The sequence below is a fragment of the Oceanicaulis sp. LC35 genome (genome assembly GCF_052055585.1).
GTDB lineage: Bacteria > Pseudomonadota > Alphaproteobacteria > Caulobacterales > Maricaulaceae > Oceanicaulis.
The window spans coordinates 551,654-567,922 of the sequence record NZ_CP170485.1 but is presented as its reverse complement, the minus strand read 5'-3'; the positions used below and the strand labels follow the sequence as shown (position 1 = coordinate 567,922).

The following is a 16,269-nucleotide window of genomic DNA, read 5'->3' as shown; positions in this document are numbered from 1 at the left end:
ATGCGCACGGCTTTTTCCGTCTGCCTTTTCCTGGCGCTTTGCGCCTGCAATCCGCCATCACCCGACGTGCGCTACGGGTACGCCGAAGGTGATTTTCTGATGTTGGCGCCGGAATCCAGCGGTCGCGTAGAGACGGTCAGGGTAGTCGACGGACAAAGGGTTGAGGCGGGAGAGCCCTTGCTGACTCTGGAAAGCGAGGCGGAGCGTCTCGCGCTTGAAGCCGCACAGCAACAGGCTCAGGCCGCCGAGGCGCGTCTGGCTGACGCCTCAACCGGCGGTCGCGCTCCGGAAGTGGAAGCCGCCAGAGACCGTCTCAGCCAGGCGCGCGCCGAACAGATCCGGGCGCGCGACGCGCTCAACCGGGCACAACGCCTGTTCGATCAAGGCTTCGCCCCGCGCGCGCGTCTGGATGAGGCCGAAGCCGCCGCGGCGACTGCGAATGCCCGGGTGGCTGAGCTCAGCGAAGCGCTCACACTCGCCGAAATGCCGGCGCGCGATGGTCAGCTTCAAGCGTTGGCCGCAACCGCCCGCGCCGCACAGGCCGATGCGGCGCGTCTGGAAGAAAGTCTGAACCGCCGGACGGTCCGCGCTCCGGCGGATGGGCGTGTTGAGCGGGTGCTCGCGCGAGAGGGCGAAGTCGCCGGGCCCGGCGCACCCGGATTGCGGTTCCTGCCCGATGGTGCAGTCCATGCCGTGCTCTTCCTGCCTGCAACGCAGATTGGCGCCTATCAGATCGGCGATGTCTTCGCGGTCGAGTGTGACGGCTGCCCTGACACGATGGTGGCGCGGTTGAGTGTGATCGATGCGGAAGCGGAGTTCACCCCGCCCATCATCTATTCCGATCAGGAACGCTCACGCCTGGTTTTCAGGGCGGAAGCGCGGTTTGACGGCGTAGTTCCGCCACCCGGCGCCCCTTTGCGCCTCACCCCCCGGCCGGATGCAGGCTGATGAGCGAGTACGCGATCGAGGTCCAGGGACTGACCAAACGCTTCGGGGACAAGACCGTCGTTGACGACTTCAACATGCAGGTCCCCAAGGGTGCGATCTATGGCTTTCTGGGCCCCAACGGCTCGGGCAAGACCACCACGATCCGCATGATGTGCGGACTTCTGACCCCGGACGAAGGTCAGGGGACCGCGCTCGGCTATGACATCCGCACCCAGACACGCGCCATCAAGGCGCGAGTGGGGTACATGACCCAGCGCTTCTCGCTCTATGAAGACATGAGCGTGCGGGAAAACCTTGAATTCATGGCGCGCCTCCACGCCCTGAAAGACCGCAAGGCGGTCGTGAACGCCGCGCTGGAGGAATATGACCTTACCCCAAGGGCGAAACAGCTGACCGGGCAATTGTCCGGCGGCTGGAAACAGCGCGTGGCGCTGGCCGCCGCCTCGCTCCACAATCCCGGCCTCCTTCTACTGGATGAGCCCACCGCCGGGGTTGATCCCAAGGCGCGGCGCGATTTCTGGGACCGCATCCGCAAGCTGGCCGCAAAGGGCGTCACCGTGCTGGTCTCCACCCACTATATGGACGAGGCCGTGCAATGCGATTTCATCGCCTTCATCGCCTATGGTCACAAACTGATTGATGCGCCCGCGAGCGACATCCCCGCCGCCGTGGGCCTGACTACATGGCGCATTGAAGGCCGCAATCTCGCGCCAGTCTATGAAGCACTCAAGACAGCGTCCGGCGTCGACCAGATCGCCCGCTTCGGATCCGCCATCCATGTCAGCGGCAAGGATCCTGAACAGCTGGAAGCCGCGCTGGCTCCCTATCGCGAACAGGATGGGCTGGAGGTCAGCCCCGCCAAGACCGGGCTGGAAGAAGCCTTCATCTATCTGATGACCGGGACGGAGGGCGGACAATGAGCAACGGCTTTCAGGGATCATTCGCCCGCGTGCTGGCGGTCGCCGCCAAGGAGTTTGTCCAGATGCGGCGTGACAGGCTGACCTTCGCCATCATGGTGGCCATCCCGGTCATGCAGCTCTTGCTGTTCGGCTACGCCATCAACTCTGATCCCCGTCACATGCGCACACTGGTGGAAGCCGGCGACTGGGGGCCGGCCAGTCGCGCCATCGTGGAAGCGATGGAAACCAGTAATTATTTCGACATTGTCGGTCGCGTGGACGGGGCCGAGGCGGCGAACGAAGCCCTGGTCAGCGGCCAGGCGGGTTTCGTCTTGAGTATTCCGCCCGATTTCGAGCGCGCCTACGCCCGGGGTGAACGTCCGCAAATCCTTCTGGATGTGGACGCGACCGATCCTATCGCCGCTGGCGGCGCATCCGGCGCCTTCCCCCGCATCGTGTCCGAAGCCCTCAGCCCCGAAACGCACCGGGTGGAGGATCAAAGCCCGGTCGAGGCCATTGTTCACCGGCGCTACAACCCGGCAGGCCGGACCGCGGTGAACATTGTCCCGGGGCTTCTGGGGACCATCCTGACCATGACCATGGCGATGATGACCTCCATGGCGATTACTCGCGAAGCCGAGCGCGGCACGCTTGAGACCCTCCTGTCCACGCCGACGCGCCCCATCGAGGTGATGGCGGGCAAGATCGCGCCCTACATCGTCGTGGGTGTCTTGCAGACCGGATTGATGCTCGTGCTGGCGCTCGGGCTGTTCAACGTGCCCTTCCTGGGAGACCCGCTGGCCTTCGCGGCGGCAGTCAGCCTGTTCGTGCTGGTGAACCTGTCGCTGGGCTTCCTGTTCTCCACCATCGCGCGCAGCCAGATGCAGGCGATGCAGATGACATTCTTCGTCTTCCTGCCCTCGATCCTTCTGAGCGGCTTCATGTTCCCCTTCGCCGGCATGCCGGGATGGGCGCAAGTGCTGGGCAACGCCCTGCCGACCACCCATTTCATCAAGGCGGTGCGCGAGATCATGTTGAAGGGGGCTGGATTGCCGGACATTACAGGCGAACTCTGGCCGCTGGCAGCGCTCTTTGTCGTCATCGCCGCCCTGGCTCTGAGCCGGTACCGGCGTACACTGGACTAGACAGCGTTCTCGTCGTCAAAAATTGTCTCGATGGACTGACTGAACACCCGCGCAATCTTGAAGGCGAGCGGCAGGGACGGATCATACTTGCCGTTTTCGATGGAGATCACAGTCTGACGCGACACGTCGAGCTTGTCGGCCAAAGCCGCCTGGCTCCATCCGTGCTCCGCCCGCAATTGCTTGATGGCGTTCTTCATTCGTAACGCCGCGACACAAAGAAGAGCGAAAGATAATAGCCGAGCCCCATCAGGGGCAGGCCAAAGGCGAGCTCGATGTCAGAGCGCGGCAGAATGTTTGCGGACACCAGAAGCGCCCAGCTGGTCATGAAAGTCGCGGAGGCGGCCCCGCCGAGTGCAAGCGCGGTCATGTGAATGCGGGACTGCAGCTCGTCGAGCGCCCGCATGAGTGCACTGAACTCATAAACCAGCGCGACCAGCAGGATCGGCGACACGATCAGCGCCAGATCGGGCACGCTGCCTACGGCGCTCAGGCCGATCAGCATGCCCAGCGCCCCGCCGATCAGGGACGAGCGCAGGATATACCGCTGGCGCGCCTTTGACGGCGCCGAGGCGGTTTCAGGCATGATGATATCAAGCACTCGTGTCACGCTCGCGCTCCCTGATCCTTTGATCTCTTTCTAAGCCGATCCGGTCAGTTGCTTCCAGAGGCGCGCACGGTTGGCGAACGCCGTCCAGCCCAGAAGCGCGCCGCCGACCCAGAACAGGGCTTCAGTGGAGACCGCAGCAGCGATCACGGAAGCAATGAGAAGCGGGTTCGGCCCGTCAAACAGCACCGTCAGACCCAGCGTGACCCAGGACAGGACGCAAACACTGACAAGCGCGATTGCCGCGATGCGGCGGAAGGATTGAGCAAAAGTCATGGAAGTCTCCTTTCCCGATACGATCAGGCCTGAGCCCGGGTTTGAGCGGTGATGATCGATGCGGCCTGCGGATCAACCGTGGCTGCGCCAAGAGGCGCCAGGGTGAAGGCCAGCGCGTACATCGCGATCCAGCACATCGCTTTCATTCCTTCTGCAGACATCTCGCCCTCCTGTGTTGTGTAAAGCGTGCTTCACATATGATGTAAAGCTCACTTCACGTCAAGCACCCTTGACCAAGAAAGCGAAAAAAAACGGCCGCCCCGAAGATCGGAGCGGCCGTTGTTTTCAGCTAGAGCGCTGTAAGTCTTATTTGTTCGGCTGCGGCGTGGTGCGCAGATACGGCTTGATCTTGTTATAGCCTTTAGGGAACAGCTTGTCGGCGTCGGCATCGGACAGGGACGGCACGACAATCACGTCCTGACCATCTTCCCAGTTCACCGGAGTGGCCACCTTGTAGCCATCGGTCAGCTGCAGGGAATCGATCAGGCGCAGGATCTCGTTGAAGTTCCGGCCCGCACTCGGCGGATAGGTGAAGGTGGCGCGGATCTTCTTGTTCGGGTCGATGATGTAGACCGCGCGAACGGTGACTTTCGGGTCCGCATTGGGGTGGATCATCGTGTAGAGCTCGGACACCGAGCGGTCGGTATCAGCGATGATCGGGAAGTTCATCTTCACGCCCTGGGTCTCTTCGATATCCTTCACCCAGCCATGGTGATCGGCGATCGGGTCAACCGAAAGCGCGATGGCCTTCACGCCGCGCTTGGCGAATTCGTCTTTCAGCTTGGCGGTGTAACCGAGCTCGGTGGTGCAGACCGGGGTATAGTCTGCGGGGTGGGAGAAGAAGACCACCCAGTCATCGCCGATCCAGTCGTGAAACTTGATCTTGCCTTCGGTGGTTTCCGCTTCGAAGTTCGGGGCGATATCGCCAAGCAGCAGACCCATAATTTATCTCCATCTGAGCATTTGCGAGGGGCGTCAAACACGGCTTTACTTGGAGAGAGGGGCGGCGCATCGCAACCCGTCTGCCCTGCAAATACCGTCGCCCGAGGATAATGCCCCATGCCGCTGCTGATCGCCATGCGCCACGCCAAAGCCGTTGACCGGATGCAGGCCGAAGACGATTTCGATCGCGGCCTGACCGAACGAGGCGTGTCGGATGCGGATCGGGCCGCACAGGCGATTGAGAGCGTAGGTCTGAAGGTCACCCATGCACTGGTCAGCCCGGCCCGGCGAACGCGAGAGACCTGGAAACGCATCAGCGCCAGTGTCGGCGAACCGCCGGTCACCGACCCGATGGCGCTCTATCACGCTTCTCCGGACATGCTTGAACGCGCCATCGCCGAACAACTGGAAGGCGGGGCCGAGGCCATCATGCTGGTCGGTCACAATCCCGGCATTGGCGCTCTGGTGCATCTGCTCGCCGGCCAGGCCGAAGCCGCAGCGGACTTGCCTTATGGCTGGCCCACGAGCGCATTCGCCGCTTTCGACGTCACAGTGAAGAATAAGCGCCCCGTCGCCTCCCGACGAATTTTGTATTTCAACCCCAAAGCCGATTGATTCTCCTTTTAAGAGAATATTAACTACGTCGCAGCTCGGGCACTCAGGGGGCTGCGACAATGACCATGGCGTTCAGAACGCATCGGAACCGGCGTTCATGGAACGACCGGCCTGCACAACCTCTCGACATGCATCAGGCGGCCTACGGGTTGCGCGAGCTGAATCCGCTCGCCAGCGCCGGCCGGACTTTGCGCCCTCCCCTCGCGCTGATGCTTGGGCCGTTCGCATTTCTGCTTGTTCTGGCGACCCTTCTGCCGGCCCAGACGATGGTTCTGCCAGTTATGGCGGCGACGCTGGGCGTCATCGGGCAGAGCGCCCTGCGCATCAGCGCCGCCCTGGCGCCGCGTCAGGCTCCATCGCCTCAAACCCTGCCAGAACAGGATCTTCCGGTCATCAGCGTCATTGTCGCCCTTTACGATGAGGCCGAGGTTCTGCCCGGCCTCATCGCGGCGCTCTCAAGACTGAACTACCCGCGCAGCAAGCTCGAAATCATTCTGGCACTGGAGCACCGGGATCAGTCGACCCGCGCCGCAGCCCGGGCGCTTGGACGACGCACACCCTTGCGGGTCGTGGTGTTGCCGCCGCTTGGCCCGATGACCAAGCCACGCGCCCTCAATGCCGCCTTGCAGATTGCGCGTGGTGATCTGATCGCGATCTATGACGCCGAGGATGCCCCCCACCCCGACCAGCTGCGCCATGCCGCCGAGGTATTCGCGGCTGACGAGAAGCTGGGCGTCGTTCAGGCGCCGCTGGGCTGGTACAATCGCACCGAAAACTGGCTGACGGCCCAGTTTGCGCTTGAATACGCAACCCAGTTTCATGCCCTGCTCCCTCTCCTGTCCCGGCTCGGCTGGCCCTTGCCGTTGGGCGGCACCAGCAATGTCTTCCGCCGGAACGCACTGCTTGAATGTGGTGGCTGGGATCCGTTCAACGTCACGGAAGACGCGGATCTGGGCTTTCGCATGGGACGAATGGGCTGGCGCGCCGCGTTGATCGAACCGGGGACACTGGAAGAAGCGCCGATCACCCTGAAAGCGTGGACCCACCAGCGCAGCCGCTGGCTCAAGGGACACTTCATCACCTGGCTGGTGCATATGCGCGATCCAAGAGGGCTCGTCGACACATTGGGCTGGAGCGGAGTGCTGAGCCTGACCTTTACAGTTCTCGCCAACATGCTGAGCGCCCTCATTCATGCGCCCTCCCTTCTGGTCATGGGCGCCGGGGCCTTGCTTCTGGGGCTTATCCCGGGCTGGGGGGCGCTCTGGACCGCCGGAGCCGCCCTGATGGCCTGCGCCTACGCATCAGCCATGGTTTGCGCCATGGTCGCCGCCCGGCGCGCCGGGTTCACGCCCCGTCCTGAACATGTGTTGAGCATGCCGGCGTACTGGCTGCTTCAGGCGCCGGCCGCGCTGAAGGCCTTGCGTGAACTGCCACGCCAACCCTATCTGTGGGACAAGACCCAGCATGGCGTTTCCCGCGCCCGCAGAGAAACGCCCGATGACGCTTACGATTACGCTTCTGCTCATGGCCGCCGCAGCCGCCCTGTTCGCGCTCGCCGCCTGGCGCAGCGGCAAGCCCTCAAATCCGCTCAAGCCGCGGCTTATTCCGTGGACGCTGATCGCCCTCGCTAGCGGGGTGTTCTTCCTGATGCTGCTGACCCATGTCTTCAGCCTGTTCGGACTGGAAACCGGTCAGCGCCTCATGCGCTAGGCGCGCCTGCAACCAGATAGATCGCAGCTCCCATCATCACCGCGAACAGCACCAGCACGCCCAACATGATCAACTGGCGCAACCAGACCGGCAAACGCGCCCAGGCCCACAATACGCGCTGGCCAAAGATGAAGATCAGCACGCCCATCGCGCCATAGCGCATCAGACGCCCGATCAGGGCCGCAACGACAAAAAGCAAAGCCGGGATCTGCGCGGCGCCCGCCGCGAACGAGCTGAGCTGGACCGGCACGGGCGACAGCATGGACAAGCCCACTGCGAACGCGCCATAGGCGTCGATCTTCTCTCGCGCCCCTTCCAGCGACACCGCCAGCCCGGGCCGCGCATTGATGAAATCCGCCGCGAGGTCCAGCGCCAGACGACCGGCCCAATAGCTCAACACGCAGCCCAGCACCGATCCCAGCGTCACCACCAGCGTCGCTTCGACCACCTGACGTCGACCGCGCAGCATGTAGGCCAGAAGCGGAAACTCGATGGGCCAGGGCAGCAGCGTGCTTTCCAGCACCGATCCCGCAAACAGCGCCGGCAACGCCCAGGCGCCGCGCGCCGCCCGGTCGAGCCTTGCCCGCCAGATCCGGATCCGGCGACGCCAGCGCAGAGGGCGTTTGGAGGGCGCTTGGGTCTCGCTCATGAGAACGATTTACACCTGAAAGCGCCAAAGCGCATCCGGTCGCGTCGCCGCAGTGTGGGGTTTGAGCAGCTCATGCCGTGCAGGGCAGAGCCACATCCCCACACACACTTTTCGTCCGGCTTAGCGCGACAGATCACGTGGCGGATTGAACCGCTCCACCTCGGCAGGCGTGCCCAGCGGGTGTACTGTCCGGGTTGGCGCCATGGAGACCCCAAGCTTGCCGTTCTGTGCGATCAACGTGCTGTACATGGGAGCGACATACCGCTCTCCCGCCTCTTCCCCCTGGCCTGATGCGAAGTGGTCCTGATAGAGCTTTTCGTACAAGCCCGCGGATGAAAACCAGTACAAGCCGATCGTCGCGTTGGAGCTGATGCGCCGCTTCTCTGCCGCCTCGACCGCCCAGTCGCCTCTCTCATCCATACGGATGAAGCTCCAGTGATCCCCGCCCGCCTTGAAGCACGGCGCCCAGGCGTCCGCGCCCTCCGGAATATCCTCGGGGGACAAGGCCTGAGGCTCAACGAAGGTATCAATATTATAGATCAGGAGCGGCGCTTCAGGGCTCCACAGATCGCGGGCTGCAAGCGCCGAGCTCGCCTGCCCGTCCGTCAGTTCGGGCAGATTGACCAGGCCATGGATATCCAGACCGGACTGGCTGCAGGCTTTGCGCACGAAGGGTTCGGCCTGCATCTCGTCGAGCATGACGAAGATCAGCCGATAGGGTCGCGCAAAAAACTGTCGCAGGGAGAGCATGGACCAGTCGAAAAGCGTTCGGCCACCCACTTCGATCTCGTATTTGGGCAGCGTATAACCGGCCTTCCTGAAACGACTTCCAAGCCCCGCCATCGTGATCACGATATTGGTCGGCGCCGCACCATGGCCCGCTCGCAGCGCGGCGAAAGCCTCGCGCTCATCAGCCAGCTTGGCGCTAAGCGCATCATGGTCCATGGACAGGAATTCAGAGGGACGCACCGCCCGGTCATCAATGTAATAGCCGTCATGGCCCGGCCAGGGCTTGCCAACGATGACGCCATCGCAGGGAATATCCCAACGCTCCACCCAATCCATCAGCGTAGGCAGGGTATGGCGGTTGATCAGTGAGAGATCGCTCTTGTGGGTGCGCATGTTGCGCGCCGTATGCAGGATGATCCGGAAGCCTTCGCCTTGCCGCTTGCGCAGCATCTCCACCATCTCTGGATAGGGAACCAGATCGGAATAGCGATCGGTTGCGCTTTTGGTCGGGCACAGCGTGCCGTCGACATCCACGATGAGGTTTCGCACGGGGTCAGTCATGATCTTAGTGTTTCAGTTCCGCAAGAATTGTCTTCGCCCGCATCAGGAAGGCCGCAACCTTGTCCATATGGTCCAGATGCAGGGGGAGCATGGAGAGGAAGAGCGAGGCTTCGGCCAAACGAAGCACATCAGGGTCCATACGCTCGGATATGCGCTTGCGGAACTCTGCCTTGAAGGCCTCTCGCGTCTGCTCCAGCAAGGCCAGATCCAGTCGGGCATCCGCCGTCAGCTCGATCCTGAACATCCGGTTGTTGATGAAATCGTAGTCTCCGAGAATGGAATGGGAGAGCTTGGCGTAGTCATACAGCGCGTGCGTCCAGAGCTGGGCCTCCTCCGTCGCCCCTTTGGGGTCGATCAGCTGCAGGGTCAGCGAGGTGTCATCATAAAGGATGTTGGACAAGCACGGATCGCCGTGGCCAATCGCCAGCTGGTCTGCGCCGCGCAGGCTCGACCATTGGCGCTCGACGCGTTCGAAATAGGTGTCGTATGCGGCGAGTAGTTCTGATCCGCCATTTGAGGCGCGAAGCAAGGCGAGAACCTGTGCGCCGCGCTCGCTGTTCTGCAACTGACCGAACCGCTCGCGCACCTTGTCGACATACAGGCGGCGCGCGATCTCCTCGACCTCTGAACGCTGGGCCTTCCGGGTCGGGCGTCCATCAAGAAACGCGAAAATGCGATCCAGAAACCGGCCAAAGGTCGTGACATCCCAGGCGTTGTGGATCCACTGAATCGCCGCGTCGGCATAAAACCGCCGGGGCATTTCATACTGGGCCGTCTCGCCTGCCTCGGAATAGTTGTAGGCGCCAACCATCCACGGCTTCATAGACGCCGGTATCAGGTCATAATAATCATGCTCGGCCTTGAGCTTGGCCTTGTCGCTGGAGCGTTTGACGTAGACCAGCGGATCAATCTGGATCTGGTTGAACTCCCGAGGCGAGGTCGCGCCGGCAATGAAGTCGAGAAAGCGTGACCGGTCCGAAATATCCACCAGGGTATGGGGCTCGGCGAACAGCGCCGGGTCTGTCCATTCGCCAGCCTCGATATGAAGCGGCGCACGGGCGAACGCCTCCCATTCGTCCAGAAAATCGGCAACGGTGACGAAGCCCCGGATCAACGGGTGCCGCCGCCGGTCAATGATTGAACGGTCCGAAAGCGCCAGGCGTTCGATCTGCTGCGCAAAACCTTCCGGATCAAGCACGGCGCCGCGCGCGGCGATCAGGATGACGCCCCTGGCGTCAGACAGATGTGGCAGCGCGTTGTCCGGGCTGTGCAGTTGTGTCGTGCCGGTGACCCGGACCAGCTGGCCCTGAGCCCAGTCCGGCAAGGCGTCGCGCAAGCGCGAGAACAGGCTCTGGTTTCGCACGCGAACAGCGCCGAAACCGCGATGGCCGACAATCAGGGACAGAGGCGGTTGGACGACCTCGCGATCATCATAGATGATGACAGGGCGTTGGGAGCTATTTTGAAGCGTCATGATTTCGCCTCTTCGCGATAACAAGCACCAGACTGAGGATGACGCCCGCGCCGGTTAGCGAGCCCAGAACGAAAAGTCGTTTATTGTCATTTTCATAGCCCGAAATGACCGCCCGGCTGAAAGCGTCCCCGATCTCGTGGGCCAGCGAGGCGCTGTCGAGCAATACGGCGACACAGGCCAGCTCCAGCATCCAGATCATCACGCTCAGCAGGACGAGCAAAGACACGCGCCCCTTGAGCATGGTTTCCGCACTGGCGACCAGAGAACGCGACGCGATGACGAGCTTCAGGGCCTTCAGGCCGTTTTCACTGCGGCTTCGCAGGAGCAGATCGTCATGCAGGAACGGGACGATCTCGCGAATGGCCAGACCGCTTCCCAGCGCGCTGAACGCGAACAGGAACAGGGTAATGATCAGAAGGCGCATCTCGGACTCCGCCGGCCCGAGCACCGTCAACGCCACAAGCAGGCTGGCCAGCGTGATTGAATCCGCGGTCCGCTCGATGATCCAGACCAGCGCGCCCGCCAGACGATTGGGCGCAGCGGCGACAAAACCGGCGACCCTGAGCAGCTCGCCGCTCTTGAAGGGCAGGATAGCGCCCGGCAGCAGCGTGACCAGATGCACCGCAACCAGTCGACGCATCATGGTGCGGTCATCCAGACACAGCATGGCGATCCGCACAGCACGCAACAGCTGAGAGGCCAGATAGAAGGCGAGTGCAATCGCTATGGCCGAGATATCAATCAAGTTTCCGTCGTCTCGGATTGATGAACGATCGTGCCGGTATACGCCTCATGCCGGACAAGACGATGGTCCTGCTCGAAGAAGGATCGCATATCCCAGGCGCGCTGCCCCAGAAGCGAGAGGACGCGCATGGCCTGCCGGAACAGTCTCACATTGCTCGACTGATCCTCTTCCCGCCAGGAAATGGGGAAGAAAACGACGTCCTGCTGACGGGCATAGCTCAGCATGAGCATGCCATAATTGAACGTCAGATCGTCAGGCAGCCGGTTGATCGTGTCCATCTCAAGCGCGCTGACGCGATAGAGATTGAGACCGGAACCCAGATCATAGACCCGACGACGACACACGATCGAGAAGAGCAGGTTGTAAACCTGATTGCCGAAAGTCCGGAACCACGAATAGCCCTGCAGGCGCGCCCCGGGCGCAAAGCGCGCGCCGAGGAAACAGTCATGCGCAAAGGCCTCGCCCGACACGAAGGCCCCTCTCAGGTCGTTGATGTCGGCCTGATCGTCGCCATGCAGCACCACGAGATAGTCAAAGCCGTTCTCACGGGCATAGCGCATGGCCGCCTTGTGAGAGCCCCCGAGCCCGTAATTGTCGGCATTCCGCCAGATCACCCAGGGCACGGACAGCTCCCGGGCGGCGGCATGGGCAGCCTCGATCGTTCCGTCAGGGGATTGATTGTCGACGACCATGACCTGGCTCACCCAGTCGGCCGCCGGCCCTTTGAGCTGAGCAAGGACACGACCGATCTGCGCTTCGCACCGATAGGCGGGAATGAATACCAGGGTGCGTGGCTTGTTCGCCCCTGCGGCGGCGGTGCTGGACGTCATGGACAGGCTCACCAGTTTGGATTGACCGGGTTTGAGGATGAACTGGCTGGCAAGATAGTTCATCAGGAGATTGACGGGCGTCACGCACACTTTTGCGGCGAGCGGCGCCAGAATCCAATCGGTGATCGACAGCCCGCCCGCAGCAAAAAAGCCGGACAGGAGCGAGACGAGTGCCGAAAACACCCCGATGGCGATGAGCTGATAGCCTGCATAGACAATGATCTGGCCGGGGCGCGGCGAGGCTCCGCCACCCCATCGGGTCAAGGCGTAGCAGGTGAAGGCGAAGAGGGCGCCCGTCAGGGAAGACGCGACATTCGCGAGGCCGGGCGGAACGGCCGCCCAGCTTGTCAGCGCGGTGAACAGACCAAAATCAAGCAACCAGCCCACACCGCCAATGCCGGCGAAAACGATCAGCGAGCTCACCTTGCCGATCTGATCGTTGAAATGGTTGGCGGCTTGTGCCCGCGCGTGGCGAACCGAGAATTCGCCCAGCGCGATCATCACGATGACCCAGACGCTGACATAGAGCGTTGAATAGTAGGTCACGAAGGTCGCAGGCGCCGTCAGCGCCACCGCCCCGCACCGTGCCAGATTCGCAAGGCAGAGCACCGCAGCGAGCGGCACGCTTCTCCAGAAAGCCAGCACCAGGAGGCTGAGACCGAGCGCCGGCAGCATGCTCCAGATGATCCAGCTGGCAGACCCGTGATAGCCCGTGAAATAGCTGGCCCACGCGCCCAGACGCAATGTGCGCTCGACCTGCTGCGGATCATATCCGGGCCGGGCCAGCGCCTGAAATTGCACGCTTCGCTCATAATCCTCAGCGCGAGACCGGTGCGGATAGAGGATGGTGTGGGTCAGCCCGTTGGTCGCGACCAGAACCCGGGCCCGGTTGGCCGCATAGATATGCGGGTTCTGAACCAGAAGCTCGATCGCACCCTCATGAAAGGCGGCCCAGTCCTCATCACTTGCGCCATGCCGTATGGCGTCAGGATTGAACCAGAGCCCGATATTACCGGAGTCATAGCTCTGTCTGGCGATCTCCAGGTCCACGACACGGGAGACCTTCTCCAGAGGCTCACGCAGATCGCCGCGCGGACGCATGAAGCCGGCGCGACCGCTCATCTCTTCCCCGGACAGGTAGATGATCTCGTGCACGGGATTGAGCAGCGCCGTCGCAGTATAGTTGCGCTCGCCATACATCCGCTCTGACTGGTCGCTCAGGAACGGCGTCAGCCCCAGGCTGGCGAGCAAGAACCCCGCCGCCATTAGAGTTTTCGCCCGCAGCGACTTCGCCGCAAGGCCAATCCCGAGCAGCAGGAGCGGCGCCATGACCACCGCCTCCCCCCGCATGGTCAGCGGCAGGGCAAGCGTGAAGCCCGTGGCGATCTCGGCCAGGACGTTCTGGTTCTCATCCGCGTTGAGCTTGCGCAGGGCCAGCAGGAAAAACGCCGCGTTGAGCGTGTAGAGAAACAGCGCATCGCGCCCCGGATAGATCGAGAAGAAGAGCGAAGCGGGGAGCACCAGAAGCGCCGCCAGCAAGGCGCCCGACGCCAGAAGGTTCATCCGGCTGCGCAAGGCATAGCTCACCGCCAGATAGACGCCGCAGAGCTGCAGCGCGGATTCCAGGGCGATGATGCCGGTGATCGAGCCGGTCAGCCCCGCCCCCGCCAGCGTCAAAAGGGTGGCCGGGAAGCTGTATTTGTCGGTGATCTCAAAGCTCGTGATCATATGGATCATGTGCTCGAGATCCGGGCTCAGAATTCCCGGATAGGTCAAACCGGCCAGCAACAGGCGATAAACCAGAAATCCACCCGTGACGCCCGCAAACGCGAGCCAGCCCACAGACGCCTTGTCAAAAGCGCGCAGCAGGCTCCGCGCCGACAGGGAGAGCGCGAGAAGGACGCCAAGCCCGAACACCTGCGCGAGACCGCGAATACTGGCGGCTCCGGGCGCGTCCCAGGCGGCCTGACCTTGTGAGAGGGCGTGAAAATTAGCGCCGGATAAAATAAAATATATACCCGCAAGAACAAAAACTGTCCCAGCAAAATACCGATGAGGCCATAGACCCTTCCTGACCGAGACCAGTGCAGACCGCCATGAAAACTTGGCAGAAACAGAGCTCATGTAATTGCCTCACAGGCGAAATCCAGTGTCCGACGAATGCGATAACGCGAACTCTGGACAAGCGCAAGTTTCTTGAAACTATTGCGTTTTTTATGGCGTCAGCGCATCCGAATGCGACAGGCTTCCCTGTCAGCCCCGCGGTCAGATCAAAGCCGACGTGAGGCGTTCATACAGTTCGAAGCCTTGCGATACTGCGGGGCGATCTGTGCGAAGACCGGATCATGCCGCCGGCATGATATCTCAGGAAAAGCGTGGAGCGGGTGAAGGGAATCGAACCCTCGTCTGGAGCTTGGGAAGCTCTCGCTCTACCATTGAGCTACACCCGCAAGGCGCTGAAATGTTCTTACCAGATTGCCGGTCAGCGACAAGCGCTCTGGCGCAGGAGCGATCAGCGCCGCGCCGCCTCAGCTCTTGAAATGCTTGGCGAGCTTGAGGCCCTGAGCCTGATAGTTCGAACCGGCCACGCCATAGGGCGTTCCAACGTCTGACGACATGGGCTCATAGACAAGGCGGGCGACCGCCTGACCATGATCAAGGATGAAGGGCACATCCCGGCCGCGCACTTCCAGAACGGCGCGCGAACCGGCCCCGCCCGCCGCATCCACGCCAAAGCCCGGATCAAAGAAGCCCGCGTAATGGGCGCGGAACTCGCCAATCTCGGGCGCGATGGGCGCCATTTCAGCCGCCTGATCCACCGGCACGCTAACGGCCTCTCGCGAACACAGAATGTAGAACTCGCCGGGATCGAGCACGATACGGCCATTGGGGGCATAGATCGGCTCCCAGAAGCGCTCGGGATCGTGCGCGCCCACTTTCACAAGGTCCACAAGCGGGCTGTGACGCTTGGCGCGATAGCCCACGGGCTGGCCGTCCCCGGCCTTGAGATCAACTGACAGCGTGACCGCATCGAGCGCTTTCATCTCACCGGCGCGCAGCCGCACCTGCACCAGCCGGTCGCCGGGCCGCGCCAGCACCGAGAAGGTGCGCGGGGAAATCTCCACATAGAGCGGGCCATCATAGCCCACGCGCACCTGATCAAAGGCGCTGGAGCGATCCCCGATCACGCGGGTGAAGACATCCAGCCGCCCGGTCGAGCTTTTGGGATTGGCGAAGGCGGCGACCGCCTCGGGCAGGCTCAGGCTTTCCTGAAGCTCGGCGAGATAGACGCAGCCGGTTTCCAGCACCGCCCCGCCCTCAAGATCGAGCTCGTGCATGACGACGTCATCATCGAGACAAGCCGTAACAGTTCGCTCTGGCCCCGGCAGGAAACTCGCCCGCAAGCGCCAGGCCCGGCGCGCCAGCCGCAGATCCAGGCTCGCAGGCTGGATCTGGCCCGGCTCGAGATCCAGACTTGAGGTGATCCAGCCCTGAGACAGAGCGTCATGCAGGGCGCGGTCAGGCAGAATGCCGGGGGCAAGGGTCATCGGGTCTAAATCCGGCTGGCGAACAGAATCATTTCAGCGCCCAGAGTGTCCGCGCTTGAACCCGGCCTTGTCCAGCAAGCGGCACTGTCGCACAAGCGCGTGGCTGCGTCCGGGCACTATTTTGCTTGAGCCCGGGCGTCTATCTGGGTCTGATGCTTGCGAGCTCACAAGGAAGGCCGACCATGTACGAAGAAGTCACCCGGAACATCATGATCCGCGTGCGTCCGGCTTTCCGCGAGGATGAGTCCGAGCCTGATGAAGGCCGCTATGTCTGGTCCTATACCATCGAGATCGAGAACCAGGGCGCTGAGAGCGTGCAGCTGATGAGCCGGGAATGGCGCATCACCGACGCGTTCAACCAGACCGAGATCGTACAGGGGCCCGGCGTGGTGGGCGAACAGCCCCATATCGAACCGGGCGAAGTGTTCGCCTATACCTCGGGGGCGCCGCTGCGCACGCCGTCAGGCTTCATGCGCGGCAGCTACGCCATGCGCACCGAAAGCGGCGAGAAGTTCGAGGCGCTGATCCCCGGCTTCGCGCTCGATTCCCCCTACAACACCGTGACCCTGCACTAGTGCGGCGACGAGGCATCCC

General features: G+C 62.5%; 17 protein-coding genes and 1 tRNA gene. 6 read left to right on the top strand and 12 right to left on the bottom strand.

Annotated features, from left to right (window positions below):
- From ACFELO_RS02740 to ACFELO_RS02730, 3 genes are read left to right on the top strand one after another with little or no spacing between them, the layout of a single operon-like run.
- On the top strand, positions 1-948 hold the full coding sequence (locus ACFELO_RS02740) for an HlyD family secretion protein (RefSeq protein WP_440959042.1): 948 nt from the start codon (positions 1-3) through the stop codon (positions 946-948).
- A complete protein-coding gene (locus tag ACFELO_RS02735; RefSeq protein ID WP_440959041.1) occupies positions 948-1,868 on the top strand; it encodes an ABC transporter ATP-binding protein in 921 nt (306 codons plus the stop codon). The genes ACFELO_RS02740 and ACFELO_RS02735 overlap by 1 nt, the downstream gene beginning before the upstream one ends.
- On the top strand, positions 1,865-2,992 hold the full coding sequence (locus tag ACFELO_RS02730; protein WP_440959040.1) for an ABC transporter permease: 1,128 nt from the start codon (positions 1,865-1,867) through the stop codon (positions 2,990-2,992). Before ACFELO_RS02735 ends, ACFELO_RS02730 begins: the two co-directional genes overlap by 4 nt.
- Here the strand turns inward: ACFELO_RS02730 and ACFELO_RS02725 are convergent.
- The 5 genes from ACFELO_RS02725 to ACFELO_RS02705 form a co-directional block, all read right to left on the bottom strand.
- Positions 2,989-3,189 (bottom strand): helix-turn-helix transcriptional regulator, encoded by a 201-nt coding sequence (locus ACFELO_RS02725; RefSeq protein WP_440959039.1) that lies wholly within the window; start codon positions 3,187-3,189, stop codon positions 2,989-2,991. The two genes, ACFELO_RS02730 and ACFELO_RS02725, sit on opposite strands and share 4 nt — an antisense overlap.
- Positions 3,186-3,599: a hypothetical protein gene (locus ACFELO_RS02720; RefSeq protein ID WP_440959038.1), complete on the bottom strand. Its 414-nt coding sequence runs from the start codon at positions 3,597-3,599 to the stop codon at positions 3,186-3,188. The genes ACFELO_RS02725 and ACFELO_RS02720 overlap by 4 nt, the downstream gene beginning before the upstream one ends.
- 30 nt (positions 3,600-3,629) lie before the next feature.
- The gene (locus tag ACFELO_RS02715) at positions 3,630-3,872 is read right to left on the bottom strand and encodes a hypothetical protein (protein ID WP_440959037.1); all 243 of its coding nucleotides are present in this window, start codon (positions 3,870-3,872) and stop codon (positions 3,630-3,632) included.
- A gap of 23 nt (positions 3,873-3,895) precedes the next feature.
- Complete coding sequence (locus tag ACFELO_RS02710) at positions 3,896-4,033, bottom strand: hypothetical protein (protein ID WP_440959036.1); 138 nt, start codon at positions 4,031-4,033, stop codon at positions 3,896-3,898.
- A 145-nt stretch (positions 4,034-4,178) separates the two neighbouring features.
- The gene (locus ACFELO_RS02705; protein WP_440959035.1) at positions 4,179-4,814 is read right to left on the bottom strand and encodes a peroxiredoxin; all 636 of its coding nucleotides are present in this window, start codon (positions 4,812-4,814) and stop codon (positions 4,179-4,181) included.
- A 117-nt stretch (positions 4,815-4,931) separates the two neighbouring features.
- Here ACFELO_RS02705 and ACFELO_RS02700 point away from each other — a divergent pair, with 117 nt between their 5' ends.
- A complete protein-coding gene (locus ACFELO_RS02700; RefSeq protein ID WP_440959034.1) occupies positions 4,932-5,429 on the top strand; it encodes a SixA phosphatase family protein in 498 nt (165 codons plus the stop codon).
- Positions 5,430-5,695: 266 nt separating this feature from the next.
- The gene (locus ACFELO_RS02695; RefSeq protein WP_440959033.1) at positions 5,696-7,060 is read left to right on the top strand and encodes a glycosyltransferase; all 1,365 of its coding nucleotides are present in this window, start codon (positions 5,696-5,698) and stop codon (positions 7,058-7,060) included.
- Positions 7,061-7,128: 68 nt separating this feature from the next.
- Here the strand turns inward: ACFELO_RS02695 and ACFELO_RS02690 are convergent, their stop codons facing one another.
- The 7 genes from ACFELO_RS02690 to ACFELO_RS02660 form a co-directional block, all read right to left on the bottom strand.
- Positions 7,129-7,788 (bottom strand): YqaA family protein, encoded by a 660-nt coding sequence (locus ACFELO_RS02690; protein WP_440959032.1) that lies wholly within the window; start codon positions 7,786-7,788, stop codon positions 7,129-7,131.
- A 120-nt stretch (positions 7,789-7,908) separates the two neighbouring features.
- On the bottom strand, positions 7,909-9,078 hold the full coding sequence (locus ACFELO_RS02685; protein ID WP_440959031.1) for a hypothetical protein: 1,170 nt from the start codon (positions 9,076-9,078) through the stop codon (positions 7,909-7,911).
- A 4-nt stretch (positions 9,079-9,082) separates the two neighbouring features.
- Positions 9,083-10,552 carry a hypothetical protein gene (locus tag ACFELO_RS02680; protein WP_440959030.1) on the bottom strand — a complete coding sequence of 490 codons (1,470 nt, stop codon included), beginning with the start codon at positions 10,550-10,552 and terminating at the stop codon, positions 9,083-9,085.
- Positions 10,536-11,297, bottom strand: a complete 762-nt coding sequence (locus tag ACFELO_RS02675) for a hypothetical protein (RefSeq protein ID WP_440959029.1) — start codon at positions 11,295-11,297, stop codon at positions 10,536-10,538. The genes ACFELO_RS02680 and ACFELO_RS02675 overlap by 17 nt, the downstream gene beginning before the upstream one ends.
- Positions 11,294-14,044 carry a glycosyltransferase gene (locus tag ACFELO_RS02670; protein ID WP_440959028.1) on the bottom strand — a complete coding sequence of 917 codons (2,751 nt, stop codon included), beginning with the start codon at positions 14,042-14,044 and terminating at the stop codon, positions 11,294-11,296. The genes ACFELO_RS02675 and ACFELO_RS02670 overlap by 4 nt, the downstream gene beginning before the upstream one ends.
- 459 nt (positions 14,045-14,503) lie before the next feature.
- Positions 14,504-14,577: transfer RNA gene (locus ACFELO_RS02665), tRNA-Gly, on the bottom strand.
- A 78-nt stretch (positions 14,578-14,655) separates the two neighbouring features.
- Entirely contained in the window at positions 14,656-15,675 is a 1,020-nt protein-coding gene (locus ACFELO_RS02660; RefSeq protein WP_440959027.1) for a 2'-deoxycytidine 5'-triphosphate deaminase domain-containing protein, read from the bottom strand.
- A 182-nt stretch (positions 15,676-15,857) separates the two neighbouring features.
- Here ACFELO_RS02660 and apaG point away from each other — a divergent pair, with 182 nt between their 5' ends.
- Entirely contained in the window at positions 15,858-16,250 is a 393-nt protein-coding gene (gene apaG, locus ACFELO_RS02655) for a Co2+/Mg2+ efflux protein ApaG (RefSeq protein WP_440959026.1), read from the top strand.
- The last annotated feature ends 19 nt before the right edge of the window (positions 16,251-16,269 follow it).

Bases quoted from the DNA above. Each gene is read 5' to 3' on its own strand.
- ACFELO_RS02660 (WP_440959027.1), bottom strand. From the start codon at position 15,675: ATGACCCTTGCCCCCGGCATTCTGCCTGACCGCGCCCTGCATGACGCT.
- ACFELO_RS02700 (WP_440959034.1), top strand. From the start codon at position 4,932: ATGCCGCTGCTGATCGCCATGCGCCACGCCAAAGCCGTTGACCGGATG.
- ACFELO_RS02710 (WP_440959036.1), bottom strand. From the start codon at position 4,033: ATGTCTGCAGAAGGAATGAAAGCGATGTGCTGGATCGCGATGTACGCG.
- ACFELO_RS02680 (WP_440959030.1), bottom strand. From the start codon at position 10,552: ATGACGCTTCAAAATAGCTCCCAACGCCCTGTCATCATCTATGATGAT.
- ACFELO_RS02695 (WP_440959033.1), top strand. From the start codon at position 5,696: ATGGTTCTGCCAGTTATGGCGGCGACGCTGGGCGTCATCGGGCAGAGC.
- ACFELO_RS02690 (WP_440959032.1), bottom strand. From the start codon at position 7,788: ATGAGCGAGACCCAAGCGCCCTCCAAACGCCCTCTGCGCTGGCGTCGC.
- ACFELO_RS02705 (WP_440959035.1), bottom strand. From the start codon at position 4,814: ATGGGTCTGCTGCTTGGCGATATCGCCCCGAACTTCGAAGCGGAAACC.
- ACFELO_RS02685 (WP_440959031.1), bottom strand. From the start codon at position 9,078: ATGACTGACCCCGTGCGAAACCTCATCGTGGATGTCGACGGCACGCTG.
- apaG (WP_440959026.1), top strand. From the start codon at position 15,858: ATGTACGAAGAAGTCACCCGGAACATCATGATCCGCGTGCGTCCGGCT.
- ACFELO_RS02730 (WP_440959040.1), top strand. From the start codon at position 1,865: ATGAGCAACGGCTTTCAGGGATCATTCGCCCGCGTGCTGGCGGTCGCC.
- ACFELO_RS02725 (WP_440959039.1), bottom strand. From the start codon at position 3,189: ATGAAGAACGCCATCAAGCAATTGCGGGCGGAGCACGGATGGAGCCAG.
- ACFELO_RS02740 (WP_440959042.1), top strand. From the start codon at position 1: ATGCGCACGGCTTTTTCCGTCTGCCTTTTCCTGGCGCTTTGCGCCTGC.
- ACFELO_RS02715 (WP_440959037.1), bottom strand. From the start codon at position 3,872: ATGACTTTTGCTCAATCCTTCCGCCGCATCGCGGCAATCGCGCTTGTC.
- ACFELO_RS02735 (WP_440959041.1), top strand. From the start codon at position 948: ATGAGCGAGTACGCGATCGAGGTCCAGGGACTGACCAAACGCTTCGGG.